General features: G+C 66.6%; 16 protein-coding genes. 3 read left to right on the top strand and 13 right to left on the bottom strand.

Annotated elements, in window-relative coordinates:
- Positions 1 to 91: 91 nt before the first annotated feature.
- Positions 92 to 1,711: a glutamine-hydrolyzing GMP synthase gene (guaA, locus tag AP428_RS07535; protein ID WP_011549558.1), complete on the top strand. Its 1,620-nt coding sequence runs from the start codon at positions 92 to 94 to the stop codon at positions 1,709 to 1,711.
- 155 nt (positions 1,712 to 1,866) lie between these two features.
- Here guaA and AP428_RS07530 read toward each other — a convergent pair whose 3' ends face one another.
- From AP428_RS07530 to AP428_RS07515, 4 genes are all read right to left on the bottom strand, one after another.
- The gene (locus tag AP428_RS07530; RefSeq protein WP_011549559.1) at positions 1,867 to 2,442 is read right to left on the bottom strand and encodes a DinB family protein; all 576 of its coding nucleotides are present in this window, start codon (positions 2,440 to 2,442) and stop codon (positions 1,867 to 1,869) included.
- A gap of 177 nt (positions 2,443 to 2,619) precedes the next feature.
- Positions 2,620 to 3,465 carry a PhzF family phenazine biosynthesis protein gene (locus tag AP428_RS07525; RefSeq protein ID WP_011549560.1) on the bottom strand — a complete coding sequence of 282 codons (846 nt, stop codon included), beginning with the start codon at positions 3,463 to 3,465 and terminating at the stop codon, positions 2,620 to 2,622.
- A 54-nt stretch (positions 3,466 to 3,519) separates the two neighbouring features.
- Positions 3,520 to 4,149: a LysE family translocator gene (locus AP428_RS07520; RefSeq protein ID WP_011549561.1), complete on the bottom strand. Its 630-nt coding sequence runs from the start codon at positions 4,147 to 4,149 to the stop codon at positions 3,520 to 3,522.
- A 34-nt stretch (positions 4,150 to 4,183) separates the two neighbouring features.
- The gene (locus AP428_RS07515; protein ID WP_011549562.1) at positions 4,184 to 4,588 is read right to left on the bottom strand and encodes a VOC family protein; all 405 of its coding nucleotides are present in this window, start codon (positions 4,586 to 4,588) and stop codon (positions 4,184 to 4,186) included.
- Positions 4,589 to 4,721: 133 nt separating this feature from the next.
- Between AP428_RS07515 and AP428_RS07510 the strand changes: the two genes are divergently transcribed.
- Positions 4,722 to 6,068 (top strand): PLP-dependent aminotransferase family protein, encoded by a 1,347-nt coding sequence (locus AP428_RS07510; RefSeq protein ID WP_054927922.1) that lies wholly within the window; start codon positions 4,722 to 4,724, stop codon positions 6,066 to 6,068.
- A gap of 70 nt (positions 6,069 to 6,138) precedes the next feature.
- Here the strand turns inward: AP428_RS07510 and AP428_RS07505 are convergent, their stop codons facing one another.
- The gene (locus tag AP428_RS07505; RefSeq protein WP_041489536.1) at positions 6,139 to 6,756 is read right to left on the bottom strand and encodes a PolC-type DNA polymerase III; all 618 of its coding nucleotides are present in this window, start codon (positions 6,754 to 6,756) and stop codon (positions 6,139 to 6,141) included.
- A gap of 124 nt (positions 6,757 to 6,880) precedes the next feature.
- Here AP428_RS07505 and AP428_RS07500 point away from each other — a divergent pair, with 124 nt between their 5' ends.
- Positions 6,881 to 7,504: a 2'-5' RNA ligase family protein gene (locus tag AP428_RS07500; RefSeq protein ID WP_011694311.1), complete on the top strand. Its 624-nt coding sequence runs from the start codon at positions 6,881 to 6,883 to the stop codon at positions 7,502 to 7,504.
- 81 nt (positions 7,505 to 7,585) lie between these two features.
- Here AP428_RS07500 and AP428_RS07495 read toward each other — a convergent pair whose 3' ends face one another.
- From AP428_RS07495 to AP428_RS07460, 8 genes are all read right to left on the bottom strand, one after another.
- A complete protein-coding gene (locus tag AP428_RS07495) occupies positions 7,586 to 8,035 on the bottom strand; it encodes an acetyltransferase (RefSeq protein ID WP_011549566.1) in 450 nt (149 codons plus the stop codon).
- A gap of 91 nt (positions 8,036 to 8,126) precedes the next feature.
- Positions 8,127 to 8,630 carry an NUDIX hydrolase gene (locus AP428_RS07490; protein WP_011549567.1) on the bottom strand — a complete coding sequence of 168 codons (504 nt, stop codon included), beginning with the start codon at positions 8,628 to 8,630 and terminating at the stop codon, positions 8,127 to 8,129.
- A 52-nt stretch (positions 8,631 to 8,682) separates the two neighbouring features.
- On the bottom strand, positions 8,683 to 9,720 hold the full coding sequence (locus AP428_RS07485; RefSeq protein WP_333966844.1) for an NAD(P)-dependent oxidoreductase: 1,038 nt from the start codon (positions 9,718 to 9,720) through the stop codon (positions 8,683 to 8,685).
- The gene (locus tag AP428_RS07480) at positions 9,674 to 9,952 is read right to left on the bottom strand and encodes a gamma-butyrobetaine hydroxylase-like domain-containing protein (RefSeq protein ID WP_011549569.1); all 279 of its coding nucleotides are present in this window, start codon (positions 9,950 to 9,952) and stop codon (positions 9,674 to 9,676) included. Before AP428_RS07480 ends, AP428_RS07485 begins: the two co-directional genes overlap by 47 nt.
- Positions 9,949 to 10,944: a HEAT repeat domain-containing protein gene (locus AP428_RS07475; RefSeq protein ID WP_054927921.1), complete on the bottom strand. Its 996-nt coding sequence runs from the start codon at positions 10,942 to 10,944 to the stop codon at positions 9,949 to 9,951. The genes AP428_RS07480 and AP428_RS07475 overlap by 4 nt, the downstream gene beginning before the upstream one ends.
- 39 nt (positions 10,945 to 10,983) lie before the next feature.
- Positions 10,984 to 11,772: an ABC transporter ATP-binding protein gene (locus tag AP428_RS07470; protein WP_054927929.1), complete on the bottom strand. Its 789-nt coding sequence runs from the start codon at positions 11,770 to 11,772 to the stop codon at positions 10,984 to 10,986.
- On the bottom strand, positions 11,769 to 12,644 hold the full coding sequence (locus AP428_RS07465) for an ABC transporter permease (RefSeq protein ID WP_011549572.1): 876 nt from the start codon (positions 12,642 to 12,644) through the stop codon (positions 11,769 to 11,771). The genes AP428_RS07470 and AP428_RS07465 overlap by 4 nt, the downstream gene beginning before the upstream one ends.
- 46 nt (positions 12,645 to 12,690) lie before the next feature.
- On the bottom strand, positions 12,691 to 13,723 hold a 1,033-nt coding region (locus AP428_RS07460), incomplete at its 5' end, for an ABC transporter substrate-binding protein (protein ID WP_054927920.1).

Here is a 13,723-nt window from a genome sequence, read left to right as displayed (position 1 = left end):
CGAGCCGCCTGCCGCCCGACGCCGCTGTCCATGCTTTTGACGCAGCGCTTCGTGCGCTGCTTTTCTTATTCTCTTCATCCCGTCCGCAGCCATGCACGACAAAATCCTGATTCTCGACTTCGGTTCGCAAGTCACCCAACTGATTGCACGGCGCGTGCGTGAAGCGCACGTCTACTGCGAAATCCATCCGAACGACGTGTCCGACGACTTCGTCCGCGAGTTCGCGCCGAAGGCGGTGATCCTGTCGGGCAGCCACGCGAGCACGTACGAAGACCATCAACTGCGCGCGCCGCAGGCCGTGTGGGATCTCGGCGTGCCGGTGCTCGGCATCTGCTACGGCATGCAGACGATGGCCGTGCAGCTCGGCGGCAAGGTCGAGTGGAGCGACCATCGCGAATTCGGCTACGCGGAAATGCGTGCGCACGGCCATACGCGCCTGCTCGACGGCATCGAGGATTTCACGACGGCCGAAGGCCACGGGATGCTGAAGGTCTGGATGAGCCACGGCGACAAGGTGGCCGAGCTGCCGCCGGGCTTCGCGCTGATGGCGTCGACGCCGAGCTGCCCGATCGCCGGCATGGCCGACGAGGCGCGCGGCTACTACGCGGTGCAGTTCCACCCGGAAGTCACGCACACGGTGAAGGGCCGCCAGATCATCGAGCGCTTCGTGCTGCAGATCGCCGGCGCGAAGCCCGACTGGATCATGAAGAACCACATCGAGGAAGCCGTCGCGAAGATCCGCGAGCAGGTCGGTGACGAGGAAGTGATTCTCGGCCTGTCGGGCGGCGTCGATTCGAGCGTCGCGGCCGCGCTGATCCATCGCGCGATCGGCGATCAGTTGACCTGCGTGTTCGTCGATCACGGCCTGCTGCGCCTGAACGAAGGCAAGATGGTGCTCGACATGTTCGAGGGCCGCCTGCACGCGAAGGTCGTGCACGTCGACGCATCCGACCAGTTCCTCGGCCATCTGGCCGGCGTGACCGATCCGGAAGCGAAGCGCAAGATCATCGGCCGCGAGTTCGTCGAGGTGTTCCAGGCCGAGGCGAAGAAGCTGTCGAAGGCGAAGTGGCTCGCGCAGGGCACGATCTACCCGGACGTGGTCGAATCGGGCGGCACGAAGACGAAGAAGGCGACGACGATCAAGAGCCACCACAACGTCGGCGGCCTGCCGGAAACGCTCGGCCTGAAGCTGCTCGAGCCGCTGCGCGACCTGTTCAAGGACGAAGTGCGCGAGCTGGGTGTCGCGCTCGGTCTGCCGCCGGAGATGGTGTACCGCCATCCGTTCCCGGGCCCGGGCCTCGGCGTGCGGATTCTCGGCGAAGTGAAGCGCGAATACGCGGAGCTGCTGCGCCGCGCGGATGCGATCTTCATCGAGGAACTGCGCAACACGACCGCGACCGCGCAGGACGCGGCTGCCGGCCTGTGCGGCGAGGCCGATGTCGGCAAGAGCTGGTACGACCTGACGAGCCAGGCGTTCGCGGTGTTCCTGCCGGTCAAGTCGGTCGGCGTGATGGGCGATGGGCGGACATACGACTACGTGACGTCGCTGCGCGCGGTGCAGACGACCGACTTCATGACTGCGCATTGGGCGCATCTGCCGTATGCGCTGCTCGGTCGCGCGTCGAATCGCATCATCAACGAAGTGCGCGGGATCAACCGGGTCGTGTACGACATCTCGGGTAAGCCGCCGGCGACGATCGAGTGGGAGTGAATTGACGTCCTTCAGGGACGATCGCCAGCCATCGAAAAACTGCGGTAACGAAGCAATGTGTTGCGGCAGCTATCGATGGCGGCCGCCGGCCGGCGGAACAGGCTGGCGTCGGACGAGACAAGTGGCGGGTGAGCGCCGGGCCAGCGACCGGGCGCTCACCGAGCGTCGCGATAGTGATCCCTGATGAATACCGGAAGATCATTTGACGGCGGCACAAAAGGCACCTGATACATCATGTCGCCGACAAAGCCGCGGTGATAGGTCGCGTGATTGACGACATGCAGCACGATCTGCTCGCGGGTCATGACGCCTTCTCCCCCACCCACAAACTCGAAACGAATGGCTGTCGCGAGATCCTCGTCCGACCAGTTGTCGACAAGCTCGACGTACCAGCGGTCCATTTCCTGAACCGCGTTCCAGAGATCGGAAACTGCAGGCGTGTGGTCGGTGTTGCGCGAGGTGTAGGTGTGCTTCTTTCCTTGCAGATGATGTCTGAAAATGTCGTCGACTACATAGACATGATTCAAGGTATGCACCATGTTTCCGAACCGCGTTGGTCTCTGCCGAAGGGCTTCGCCAGCCGGTAGGTCCATCACGCTCTTGAACGTCAGTCCGTTCGCCCAGGACTTGTAGCGCACCAGCATGCTCAAGGTGTCTGCTGCCGAGGCGGGCAGTGTGATGCGATCGGTAGTTCCGGATGGCGCAATCGGGTTCTGCGGGAGGGCAGACATGCTGAAACTCCTTGCGTGGTTTCGAACGTCGGAACAATGCTCGGGTTGATCCGGTGTCGTCGTGCCACACCGGTAGTAGTCCTGCGCGCAAGCTGCTCGGCGTATGGCGCGACCCGGACGGGCGTCACGTGCGCCAGCCCGCCCGAACATCAGGTTGCCGCTTTCTCGTTTGCCTGTTCACAGGCCTTGGAGCCGGCCCTCGACATGCGTGCGCGTCCTGCCGCCGACCCAGATCTGGCCAGCCGCGTCGCGGGTCAAATGAATGCGGCCATGGCGGCCGACGCGTGTCCCCTGGGCGGCGACATAGTCGTCCTCGACTACACCCGTCGCGAACAACCACTGCGCCATTGAAGCATTGAGGCTGCCGGTGACCGGGTCTTCGACGATAGCGCCCAGATGGTCGCTGAAGAACGTGCGAACCTCGAAGGCGGCATCGCCGCCCGTTGCATGAGGGCCAATCACACCGACATCGATCCGGCCGGGCCAACTGCGGAGCGGATCGAGCGCAAGCACCGTCTGCGCCGATACCAGCCTGATGCCCAGCCATCCGGGGCCATTGTCGATCCAGGCGGCATCCAGGATATCGCCGGATTCGATCCCCAGCAGTCGCCGAGCCCGGTCCAATTCATCGTGGGTCGGCGCGCCGGAGCGGATCAGCGGCGGGGCGGCGAACGAAAGCCGCTCGTGATCGCGTCGGATCGGAACCAGCCCGACTCCGCATTCCTGGACGATTTCCGCTGCGCGCTTCGGCACGCGGCCAGTCGAGAGCCACGCATGGCAACTGCCGAGCGTCGGGTGCCCGGCAAAAGGCATCTCCCTGTCCAGCGTGAAGATCCTGACCCGGTAGTCCGCCTCGGGATGCGTGGGCGGCAACAGAAACGCGGTCTCGGACAGGTTGAACCACCGCGTCAGCCGCTGCATGTCATCCGTTGCCAGGGCGTCGGCACCGATGACGACCGCCAGCGGATTGCCCGAAAGCGGTTCGGCGCCGAAGACGTCGACCATATGGATCGCAAAGCTCATGACATCGCTCTTTCAATTCAGATCAGTTCGTGACGGCGCCGGCGAGCCGGGATATCAACGTTGCCAGGCAAGCAGGTTGACTCCCGCAACGGCGAACACCGCGGATAGCGTGCCTTCAATCCAGCGCCGGAGGCGGGCATACACGGCGATCATCCGAGCGGTCGAGAAGAGGACCGCATAACCGCCAAACACGATGACGCCGAGGAGCGCGCAACCGCCGATGATCGCCGGCAAGGTGCCGCCGGACGCGTGTTCCTGAAGCCCGAGGGACATGATGGCCATCCAGGCCAGAACCGCCTTCGGGTTTCCGATATGCATGAGAATGCCCTGACGGTAGAGTCGCCGATAGGGCGGTGTCGGGCGTCCGGGTTCCATCTTCGCGAAGCCGGGGCCCGGTTTCAGCGCCGACCTGCCCGTGCGGAACGCCAGGTAGAGCAGATAGACACCGCCAACCATCTTGATCACGACGAGTGCCTCGGCATAGGCCGCCAGCACGGCGGAAACGCCGGTCGCCGCCAGGATCGCCCAGAAGAGCGAGCCCGTGATGACGCCGGCGGCCAGCACGAGGGCCGGCAGACGGCCGTCACGCATCGCTGTTGCCATGATCGCCATGTTGCTCGGCCCGGGGCTGGCTGTGGCGACGAGATAGGTGCCGTAGACGAGTGCGATCTGACTGGCGATCATTCGAGGTTCTCCAGAGAGGCGAGTGTCTCCAGCGTCACGGCTGGAGATCCCCGCGATGAACGATATGGACCTTGTTCCCGTCAGGGTCGCGCAGATACGCGCCGTAGTAGCCGTCACCGTAGCGGGGGCGTAACCCGGGCGCACCGTTGTCCGTCCCGCCGTGCTCGAGACCCTTCGCGTAGGCCGTGTTCACGGCTTCCTGCGACGGGGCGAGAAAGGCGACCATGCTGCCGTTGCCGATGGTCGCCGGCTTGCCATCGTAAGGAAGGTAGACATAGAAGCGCGGCAGCGGCGTTTGACCGGTTACCCAGCACAGGGCCGGCGGCCCGCCATCGGACGTGACGACGCGACGCTTCAGTCCGAGCGGAGCGAGCACCGCGTCATAGAAACGGCCTGCCCGCCCAAGATCACGCGCGCCAACGGTTACATGGCTGAACATTCGACTCTCCACGCGCCCGTCATGGCGATCAGGCGCCTCCAGAAATGCATGACTTCATCCGATCACATCGCGCATGTTACGCTTGTTGTTTTCATAAATAGTGTCACGTGACACTAATATCTGGGCGGCAAACATGCTCCTGCGATCCCCCTGGTCACCACGGCTTGCCGACATCGATGCGAATACCGCCGAGCGGTTGGTGCTCGCCCTGGCCGACGACATCGTCGAAGGGCGGCTGACGGGAGGCGACCGACTGCCCGCTCATCGCGATCTCGCGTTGAAACTGGGGATCGGGCTTGGCACGGTGACGAAGGCTTATGCCGCGCTTGAACGGCGAGGCCTGACGCGCAGCATCAAGGGGCGCGGAACCTTTGTGGCGATCCGCCAGGCGCACCATGATCGCCAGATCGACCTTTCGTTCAATGTGCCGCCAGCCATGCTCGACGCGCGCTTGCTGGCGCGAACACTGACGGGGATCGCACGCAAGATCGATGCGGACCATCTCAATCTCTATGCACCGGCCGCCGGGCATATGGAGCACCGACGTGTGCTGGCCCGCTGGCTCGAAACGCTGGGCCTGATGGTGGAACCGTCGCATCTGGTGCTCACGAGCGGCGCCCGCCAGGCGCTGTCATTGGCCTTCGATCTTGCGTGCGGCTCGCAAGGGCTGCTTCTGACCGAGCGGATCACCTATCCGGGCGCGATCGCGCTGGCTCGGCGCAACGGATATCGGATGCGCGGCATCGAGACCGACGCGCAAGGGATGGCGCCGGAGGCACTGGCGGACGCACTCGACGGCGCCGCATCGACCGGCAACCAGGCGGTCTATCTCACACCGACGCTACACAATCCGACCACCGCGACAATGAGCACGGAACGCAGGCAGGCCATCGTGGATATTTGCCGCCGGGCGGGCGCGTGGATCATCGAGGACGGCGTCTATGCGCCGGCCGAATCGGCTTCGCCGCCGCTTGCGGCGTTGGCGCCCGAGATCACCTTTCATGTGAACGGGCTGTCCAAATCGCTTGGCCCCGGTTTGCAGATCGGCGTGCTCGCACTGCCGGTCGGATTCGACGATGCCGCGGAAGACGCGCTGCGGGACCTGCCGATGGCGCCGTCGCCGCTCTCTTGCGCAGTGATCGAGGAATGGCTGGCCGCCGACGTCATCTCATCGATCCAGCGGGACCTGCACCATGAGGCGCGGCGTCGATCCAGTCTGGCCATCGCGCTGCTCGGCGCGGGCGAACTGGTCTCGCATCCCGGCGCCTACAACGCGTGGCTGCCGATGGAGCGTGACGCCGCCATTCGTTTCGCCTCCGCTGCCGCGGCGATGCGTATCAAGTTGACTCCTCCGGAATCCATGATGGTGAACCCGGAAGATCGGGCGAGCGGGATTCGACTTTGCCTCGGCGGCCCGTCGTTCGACGATCTGACGGAAGCGCTGACACTGCTGGCCGGGCTGATGAAGCAGCGTGCCTGACGCTGCCGGGGTACAAGAAACGGCTTGGATGTTGCCAAGCCGTTTTGCGTTTACACAGTGCGTGAATTGCTCACGCGTGCGCGCGCACGAGCGAACGCAAGTACATCGGCACCTTCGCCTTGGTCGTCGCCTGAACACGCGACATCAGCGCGTGATCGATGCGATCCAGCCCGTAAGTCCGCGAAATATCCTGCTGCAACCGGCACCACAGATGGCCGGCCATCTCCGCATCGACCATCGCGCGGTGCGCACGACCCGTTTGCGGCAGCCGCAGCATCTCGGCGAGGCTCGACAGGCGGTGACTCCGCGCGTCCGGGTAGATTCGTCTCGCCACCAGCATCGTGCACGCAAACGCATGGTCGGCCGACATGCCGAGCATCCCGAGTTCCGACTGCCAGAAGCGTTTGTCGAAACCGGCGTTGTGGGCCACGACCGCATGCTTGCCGACGAACGCCGCCGCTTCCTTCATGACTTCGGACGCCGGCGGCGCCGTCGCGATCATGTCGTTCGTGATGCCGGTGAGCGCAACGACATCGGACGGGATGCGTCGGCCGGCATTCATCAAACTCTGGAAACGGTCGACGACCTGCCCGTTGCGCAGCAGGATGACGGCAATTTCGGTTGCACGGTCGCCCAGATTCGGCGACAGGCCGGTTGTTTCGAAGTCCAGTACCGCGACGGTTTGCATGGTTGAATTCGGGGGCGTCATCAGAGGGTGTCGAGTGTGGCCGAGAGGGTAGCATCTTCAGGCGTGTGAACGGCGGATTCGTCTAGCGGTGAGCAGCGAGCGGGCCGGCTACCGATTGACGATAATGAAATTTCGCTCCACGCCAGTCGGACATGCTGCCGTGACTCAACTGACGCTACCCGGATTCGATGCGCCGCCGCCGGCTCCCGTGCACCGCTTCTTTTTCGCCGTGATGCCAGACACGGCCACGGCCGCGCGCATTGCCGGTGTCGCCAAAAGCTTGCAGCAGGAGAAGGACAGCCCGGTGGACACCGAGCGTCTGCACATCACGCTGGGCTCGCTAGGCGACTTCGCTTACGTGCCGGGCGCTACGCTTGCACGAGCCCGCGCGGTCGCGGATCGCATGGAAGTGCCGTCTTTCTCGGTGAGGTTCGACAAGATCATCAGCTTCAACAGGCGGTCCGGTCGTCAGCCGCTGGTGCTGACGGGGAAGGCCGGTCTGGAAGACTTGATCGATTTTCGGCGGCAGTTGCGAGACGCGTTGAAAAGGGTAGGCGTGCCTGTTTTCCCCTCGAGTTTCACCCCGCACGTGACGCTGCTGTATGGCGCACAGAGGCCCGATGAGTATCGGATCGAGCCGATTACCTGGACCGTGTTCGACTTCGTCCTGATCGATAGCTGGCTCGGCAAGTCGCACTACGACGTATTGGGGCGCTGGCCGCTGAGGACCGGCAGCGCCTCGGGGTGATCGCGATGCCGCAAGTGCGGTGCCGTTTCAGCGCATCCGGACCGGGCCGGTACAGCGTCCCGTTCTCGTCGGGACGCCGGCTCAGTCCCGATCGCCACCGCGATAACGAAGGTGAATCAGCGGATAAGGCCGACCTTGTCCATCCAGTGCCGATCTCCCGCAGCGCTCGAATCCGAGCCGTTCATAAAATCCCGCAGCCGCCTCGTTCTGTTCGTTGACGTCGGTCGACAAGTTGGAATGGCGCTTGAGCGCTTCTTCGACCAGCCGCCGCCCGACCCCCGCACCATGGTGGGCGGGATCGACGAACAGCGCTTCCATGTGGCCGCCGTCGAGCAGCATGAAACCGATCGGGCGATCGGTTTCGTCGACGGCTAGATCGAGCGGCGCGCCCGGCAGAAATGCGACGACTTCGGATTCGATCGCGCGACGGTCGTTGTCGCTCAGGAAGTGATGCGTGGCATCGACGGCGTTGCGCCAGATGTCCAGAACGTATGTGCCGTCGGCCTCGGTGGATTGTCGGATTCTGATCATGGTTTGACGGGTGGTGATCTGGCGCTCGGCGGGTAGCGGGCGTCGTGACGGAGCGAACGCGTCGCGGTGATGCGCAAGCGACAGCGGTGTGTCAGCCGGATGGCGGTCGCGCGTTGCCTGGCACCGCCGCCCGCTCGATCGCTCGCCGCGCGATGTCGCGCACGCCGGCGCTCATCGGCAAATCGTCGCGGTCGAGTTCGTCGATGCCGAACCAGCGCGCGTCGAGCGCATCGTCGCCGGCGGCCGGTGTGCCGCGCAGCCATCTGCACAGCACGGCGACCATGACGAAATGCTGGCGCACGACGCCGTGCGCATCGTAATCGAACGCGTCCAGCGCGGTAAAGGCGTCGAGCGCTTCCACGTCGACCGTCGCTTCTTCCGCGATTTCGCGCACGACCGCATCCGCGAGCGGCTCGCCCGGCTCGATCTTGCCGCCGGGGAAGCCCCAGCAGCCTGCATCGGGTGGATTCGCGCGGCGCACGAGCAGCACGTCGCGTTCGCGCAGCACGATGCCGATCACGGCGGGAATGGGGCGCAAGGGGGTAGCGTTGCCGGTTGCGGACATGCCGGTTGCGGACGTGCCGGTTGCGGACATGGTCGCGCCTACCTGTCGGTTCGAACGAACGCGGGTACTACGTGCACGCGGCTCATCGCGCGTCTCCGGTACGCTGTTCGATCGCACGAATCACGGCGACCATGTCGGCCGCCCCATGTCCGGCTCGCTCGGTTTCACCGTACAGTGCATGGCAGATGTCGAGCAGCGGCGACGCGATGCCGATGCTGCGTGCCGATTCGGCGACGAGGCGCGCATTCTTCAGCACGTCGGTGATCGCGGCCTGCACCGAGAAATCTTCCGCGACGAGCTTGCCGAGCTTCACGCGCGACACGTCGCTGGCCATCGGGCCGGCATTCAGCACGTCGGCGAAGCGTGCAAGGTCGATACCGTGGCGTTGCGCGAAGTGCGTGGCTTCGGTGAGACCGGTGACCATCGTGATCAGGAACAGGTTGACGGCGAGCTTCATCGTCAGCGCCGACGGCACGTCGCCGCATACGAAGCTGTCGCGGCACAGCGGCTTCACCAGCGCGCGTACGGCGTCGACGTCCTCCGGCGCGCCGGCCAGCATCACGACGAGTTGACCGGCTTCGGCCGGCTTGCGCGAGCCCGACACGGGCGCCTCGACGTAGCGGCCCGATGCGGCGGCGATTTCGTCGGCGAGTGCGCGAGAGTATTCGGGCGCATTCGTGCCCATGTTGACGATCGTGTGTCCGCCGACCCGGGCGGCAAAACCGGGTGAGCCGCGCGCAAGGGCGGCGTCGATTGCCGCGTCGTTCGCGAGCATCAGGATCACGGTGCGGCAGGACGCGAAGACGTCGTCGACGTTTTCGGCCACGCGTGCGCCGGCGTCGCGCAGCGCATCGTCGCTGCCGTGCGAACGGCTCCACGCGACGAGCGGCGTGCCGGCCCGCGCGAGATTGAGCGCCATCGGCGTGCCCATCACGCCAAGGCCGATGAATCCGACTGCGGTTTGCATGGTGCGGCTCCCACGGTAGGTGGCGACGATCGTGGGCGTCAGTATCGCAGCGTTTACGCGCCTCTGCCATGTGACCCGCGCGAGCGCGGAAGCCGCGCCATCGCCGCTATGCGATCCCCGCCAGGTACGGCCACGGATAAATGCCGCGTGCATGGCCGTCGCCGAACAGAAGGCGCACGCCGTAGCCGAGCGCCTCGACGCCGTCGAGCGTCAGGCCGGCGCGGGCGTCGATACGGCCGCCATCGAAGCGGATTCTCCGGCATTCCGCACACGGACAATCGCTGCGCAACTGCGCATAGCCGATACGTTGCGTCGCGCCGTCGGGCCAGCGCAGCGTCAGTGCGCGTGCCGGGTGATCGAGTGCGATTTCGGTCGGCGCGATCATCGCGACGCCTCGTCGATCTGTCCGATCGCGATCCGCACGGCCTTGCGGACTTCGGGGTCGCGATCGTCGAGTGCGTCGTGTAGCGCCCGCAGCGTCGCCCGGTCGCGCAATTCGCCGAGCGCGAGCGCGGCTTCCTTGCGCAGGTTGCTGATCGTATGCGAGAGCAGCGCGACGACGGCCGACGCCGCGGCCGCATCGCGCAATTGGCCCAGCGCGCGGACGGCACGCACGCGCACTTGCCAGTAGTCGTCGTCGAGCGCGGCGACGAGCGGGTCGCGCGCAGCGGCGATGCGCAGCTTGCCGAGCGTGGCAGCCGCTTCTTCGCGCACCTGCCATTCGGCGTCACGCAGCGCCGCGAGCAACGCGGTGACGACGGCGGTATCGCCCGCCGCCGCAAACCCGATTGCGCCGACCGCGGCGCGCCGCACGTCCGCGTCGGCGTCCGCGGTCGCGACGCGGGCGAGCGGCGGCAGCGCGCGGCCGTCCTTGAGCCAGCCGAGCACGACGACCGCCTCGGCTCGGACGGCAGCGGCGCTCGCGTCGAGCGCGCGCAGCGCGGGCGCGAACGCGTCGGGGTCGCGCAACTCGCGCAAGCCGCGCAGCACGGCGCCGCGCACGAACGGCTCGGACCGGTCGGCCCAGCGGCACAGCACGGCGCCCGATGCCGCGTCCTTCAGTTCGGACAGGCTTTGCGCGGCGGTGGCGCGCACGCCGTTGTCCGGATCGAGCAGCGCGTGGCACAGCGCGTCGACGACCTCGGGCTGCTCCCATGCGTCGAGCACGCGCGCGGCCTCGCTGCGCACGTCGGCCGACGGGTCGTCGCGCAGCGCCGCGATGAACGACGGCACGAGTTCGGGCGCTTCGAGATCGGCGAGTTCGAGCAGCGCGATGCGGCGCACCGATGCGTCGGCTGCGGCGAGGCGCGCGACGAGCGCGGCATGATCGGCGGCCGGCACGCCGGGCAGCGGGAAAGCGGAGGAAGAAGCGGTCATGGGAAAGAGTCGGTGCGGTGAATGGGCGGGCACGTGCGCTCAGGCGGCATCGCGCAACAGCGCGAGGCAGCGGCGCTTGATGTCGACGAACGCGGGCTCGGTCGTGCTGTCGTCGGTGCGCGGCCGCGCGAGCGGCACGCGGATATCGGCGACGATGCGCGCGGGCCGCGGCGACAGCATCAGGATGCGGTCGCCGAGAAACAGCGCTTCCTCGATGTCGTGCGTGACGAACAGCACGGTCGTGCCGATGCGCGACCAGATGTCGAGCAGCAGCGTCTGCATCATCCGGCGCGTCTGCGCGTCGAGCGCGCCGAACGGCTCGTCCATCAGCAGCACACGCGGCCGGTTGATTAGCACGCGGGCGATCTCGACACGCTGCTGCATGCCGCCGGAAAGCTGCGCGGGATAGTGCGCGCCGAAGCCGCCGAGCCCGACGAGCTCGAGCAGTTCGGCCGCTTCGCGGCGGCGCTCCCGCGCGGGCACGCCTTTCATCTTCGGGCCGAACGCGACGTTGTCGATCACGCGCTTCCACGGAAACAGCGTGTGCTGCTGGAACACGAGCCCGCGATCGGGATGCGGGCGGTCGACGCGTTCGCCGTCGACGACGATTTCGCCGTGCGTGGCCGCGACGTGGCCGGCGAGCGCGCCGAGCAGCGTCGATTTCCCGCAGCCGGACGGCCCGAGCACGCAGACGAATTCGCCGGGTGCGATGTCGACGTCGAGCGTATCGAGCGCCGCGAAGCGCGCATGCGGCGGGCCGAGTTCGATCGTCAGCGCGCGCACGCCGATGCGGCCGGGCGCGGGCGACGCAATGTCCGGCGTACTCACGATCGGCCTCCACGCGGTGCGTACCACGGCGTGAGCGCCGCGCCGATACGCTTGACGAGCAGGCTGCTGCCCATCCCGAGCAGGCCGATCAGCGCCATGCCGACCACGATGTCCGGGTAGTTCTGCAACGTATAGGATTCCCACGTGAAATAGCCGATCCCGTACTGGCCCGCGATCATCTCGGCCGTGACGAGGCAGAACCACGCGGTACCCATTCCGATCGACAGGCCCGTGAAGATCGACGGCGCGGCGCCGGGCAGGATCACTTCCGCATAGAGCGCGAGGCCGCGCGTGCCGAGGCTGCGCGCGGTCGCGACGAGCCGCGGGTCGACGGCTTCGGCGCCATGCACGGTATTGAGCAGGATCGGAAACAGCGCGCCGACGAACGTGATGAACATCATGCTCAGCTCGGACGACGGGAACATCAGGATCGCGAGCGGAATCCACGCGACGGCCGGAATCGGCCGCAGCATCTCGAGCGGCGGCAGCAGCGTGTCCTCGAGCGCGCGATAGCGGCCGATCGCGAGCCCGAGGCCGATGCCGGTGACCGCCGCCGCGACGAAGCCGGCCAGCACGCGCGTGATGCTCGCGAACAGGTGCATCGGCAGCTTCGGCGATTGCAGGAACGCTGCCAGCGCGGGGCCGACGTCGCTCGGCGCGGGCACGTTCGCGAACGTGACGATGCCGAGCGACAGCCGCCAGTGGACGGCCGCCTGCCACAGCGCGATGCAGGCGGCGAGCGATGCGATGCGCCATGCGCGGCGGCGCATCGGGGTCGAGCGGCGGCGCGCGGCGGAATGCGGCGAGCGGGTGTCACCGCTGCGCGGTGCGTCGGCGAGACGGCGTTTGACGAGGTCGAGGGTGGCAGCCATGCGGAAGTCCGGGGTCGACGAATGGAAGGGGAAAGGCGCGCGACGTTCAGCGGGCGGCGAGCGCCTGCGCGGTGACGGTCTTCGCGGCCGCGTAGTCGACCACAGCGCCCGATACCTGCTGCGCGTACGCGTCGGCGCCCGACTTCAGCAGGAACGCGGTGAGCACGCCGTGCGCGTCCTTCACGTACCACGCCTGGTCGGCGAACAGCTTCAGGCCGCTCGCATGGTCGTGCACGAACACCGCCCGCACCTTCGCGGAAGGGCCGAGCTTGCCGAGCGCCACGAACGCGGCGGTGGGGCTCGCGTAGTTGCGTACCGGTTCGTCGTTGGCGAGCCACACTTGCGCGACGTCGTTGAAATCGCGGATCGGCTTGCCGGTCGTCGCATCGTTCGCGACGAGCGGCTGCTTGCCGTAGTGTTTCAACGCCGCGTCGTAATCGAGCCCGGACGCCTTGAACGCCGCGCGGATATAGCGGTCGTCGACGAACGTCGCGGGGTCGGGCGCGGAGTCGGTCTTCTTCAGCAGCTTCAGCGTATCGATCGCCGTCGCGACCGCTTGCCGGTATTCGGGCTTCCACGTCAGATCGCGGGTCTGGATGCCGAGCGGCCCGTGATACAGGTAGTCGACCGGCGCCTCGATGCCGGTGACCTTCTCGATCAGCAGGCTGTACTTTTCCGGGTTCTGCGCGAGCAGGCGGTTCGCCTCGATCGCGGCACGCAGATAGGCCACGACGATTTCCGGATAGCGCTGCGCGTAGTCCGCATCGACGAGTGCGCCGTGGAAGGTCGGCGCGTGGGTCTGCGCGCCGTCGTAGATCTTGCGCGCGATGCCGCGGTACGGGAACAGGTCGGCGAACGGCACGAAATCCGCATGCGCGTCGATCTTGTTCGCCTTCAGCGCGCTGCCGGCCACTTCGGGCGCCTGCGTGACGATGTTCACGTCGGTGTCGGGGTTCCAGCCCTGGGCCTTGATCGCGCGCAGCAGCATGCCGTGCGCGGTCGATGCGAACGGCACCGAGATCGTCTTGCCCTTCAGGTCGGCCAGCCCGTGCACCGTCGAATTCGACGGGACGACGATC

Origin of the sequence: Burkholderia sp. E168m22 (genome assembly GCF_001319805.1) — a bacterium.
Taxonomy (GTDB): Bacteria; Pseudomonadota; Gammaproteobacteria; order Burkholderiales; family Burkholderiaceae; genus Burkholderia; species Burkholderia orbicola.
Note: the sequence above shows the minus strand (reverse complement) of the source record. Positions and strands in the feature narration are given on the sequence as shown.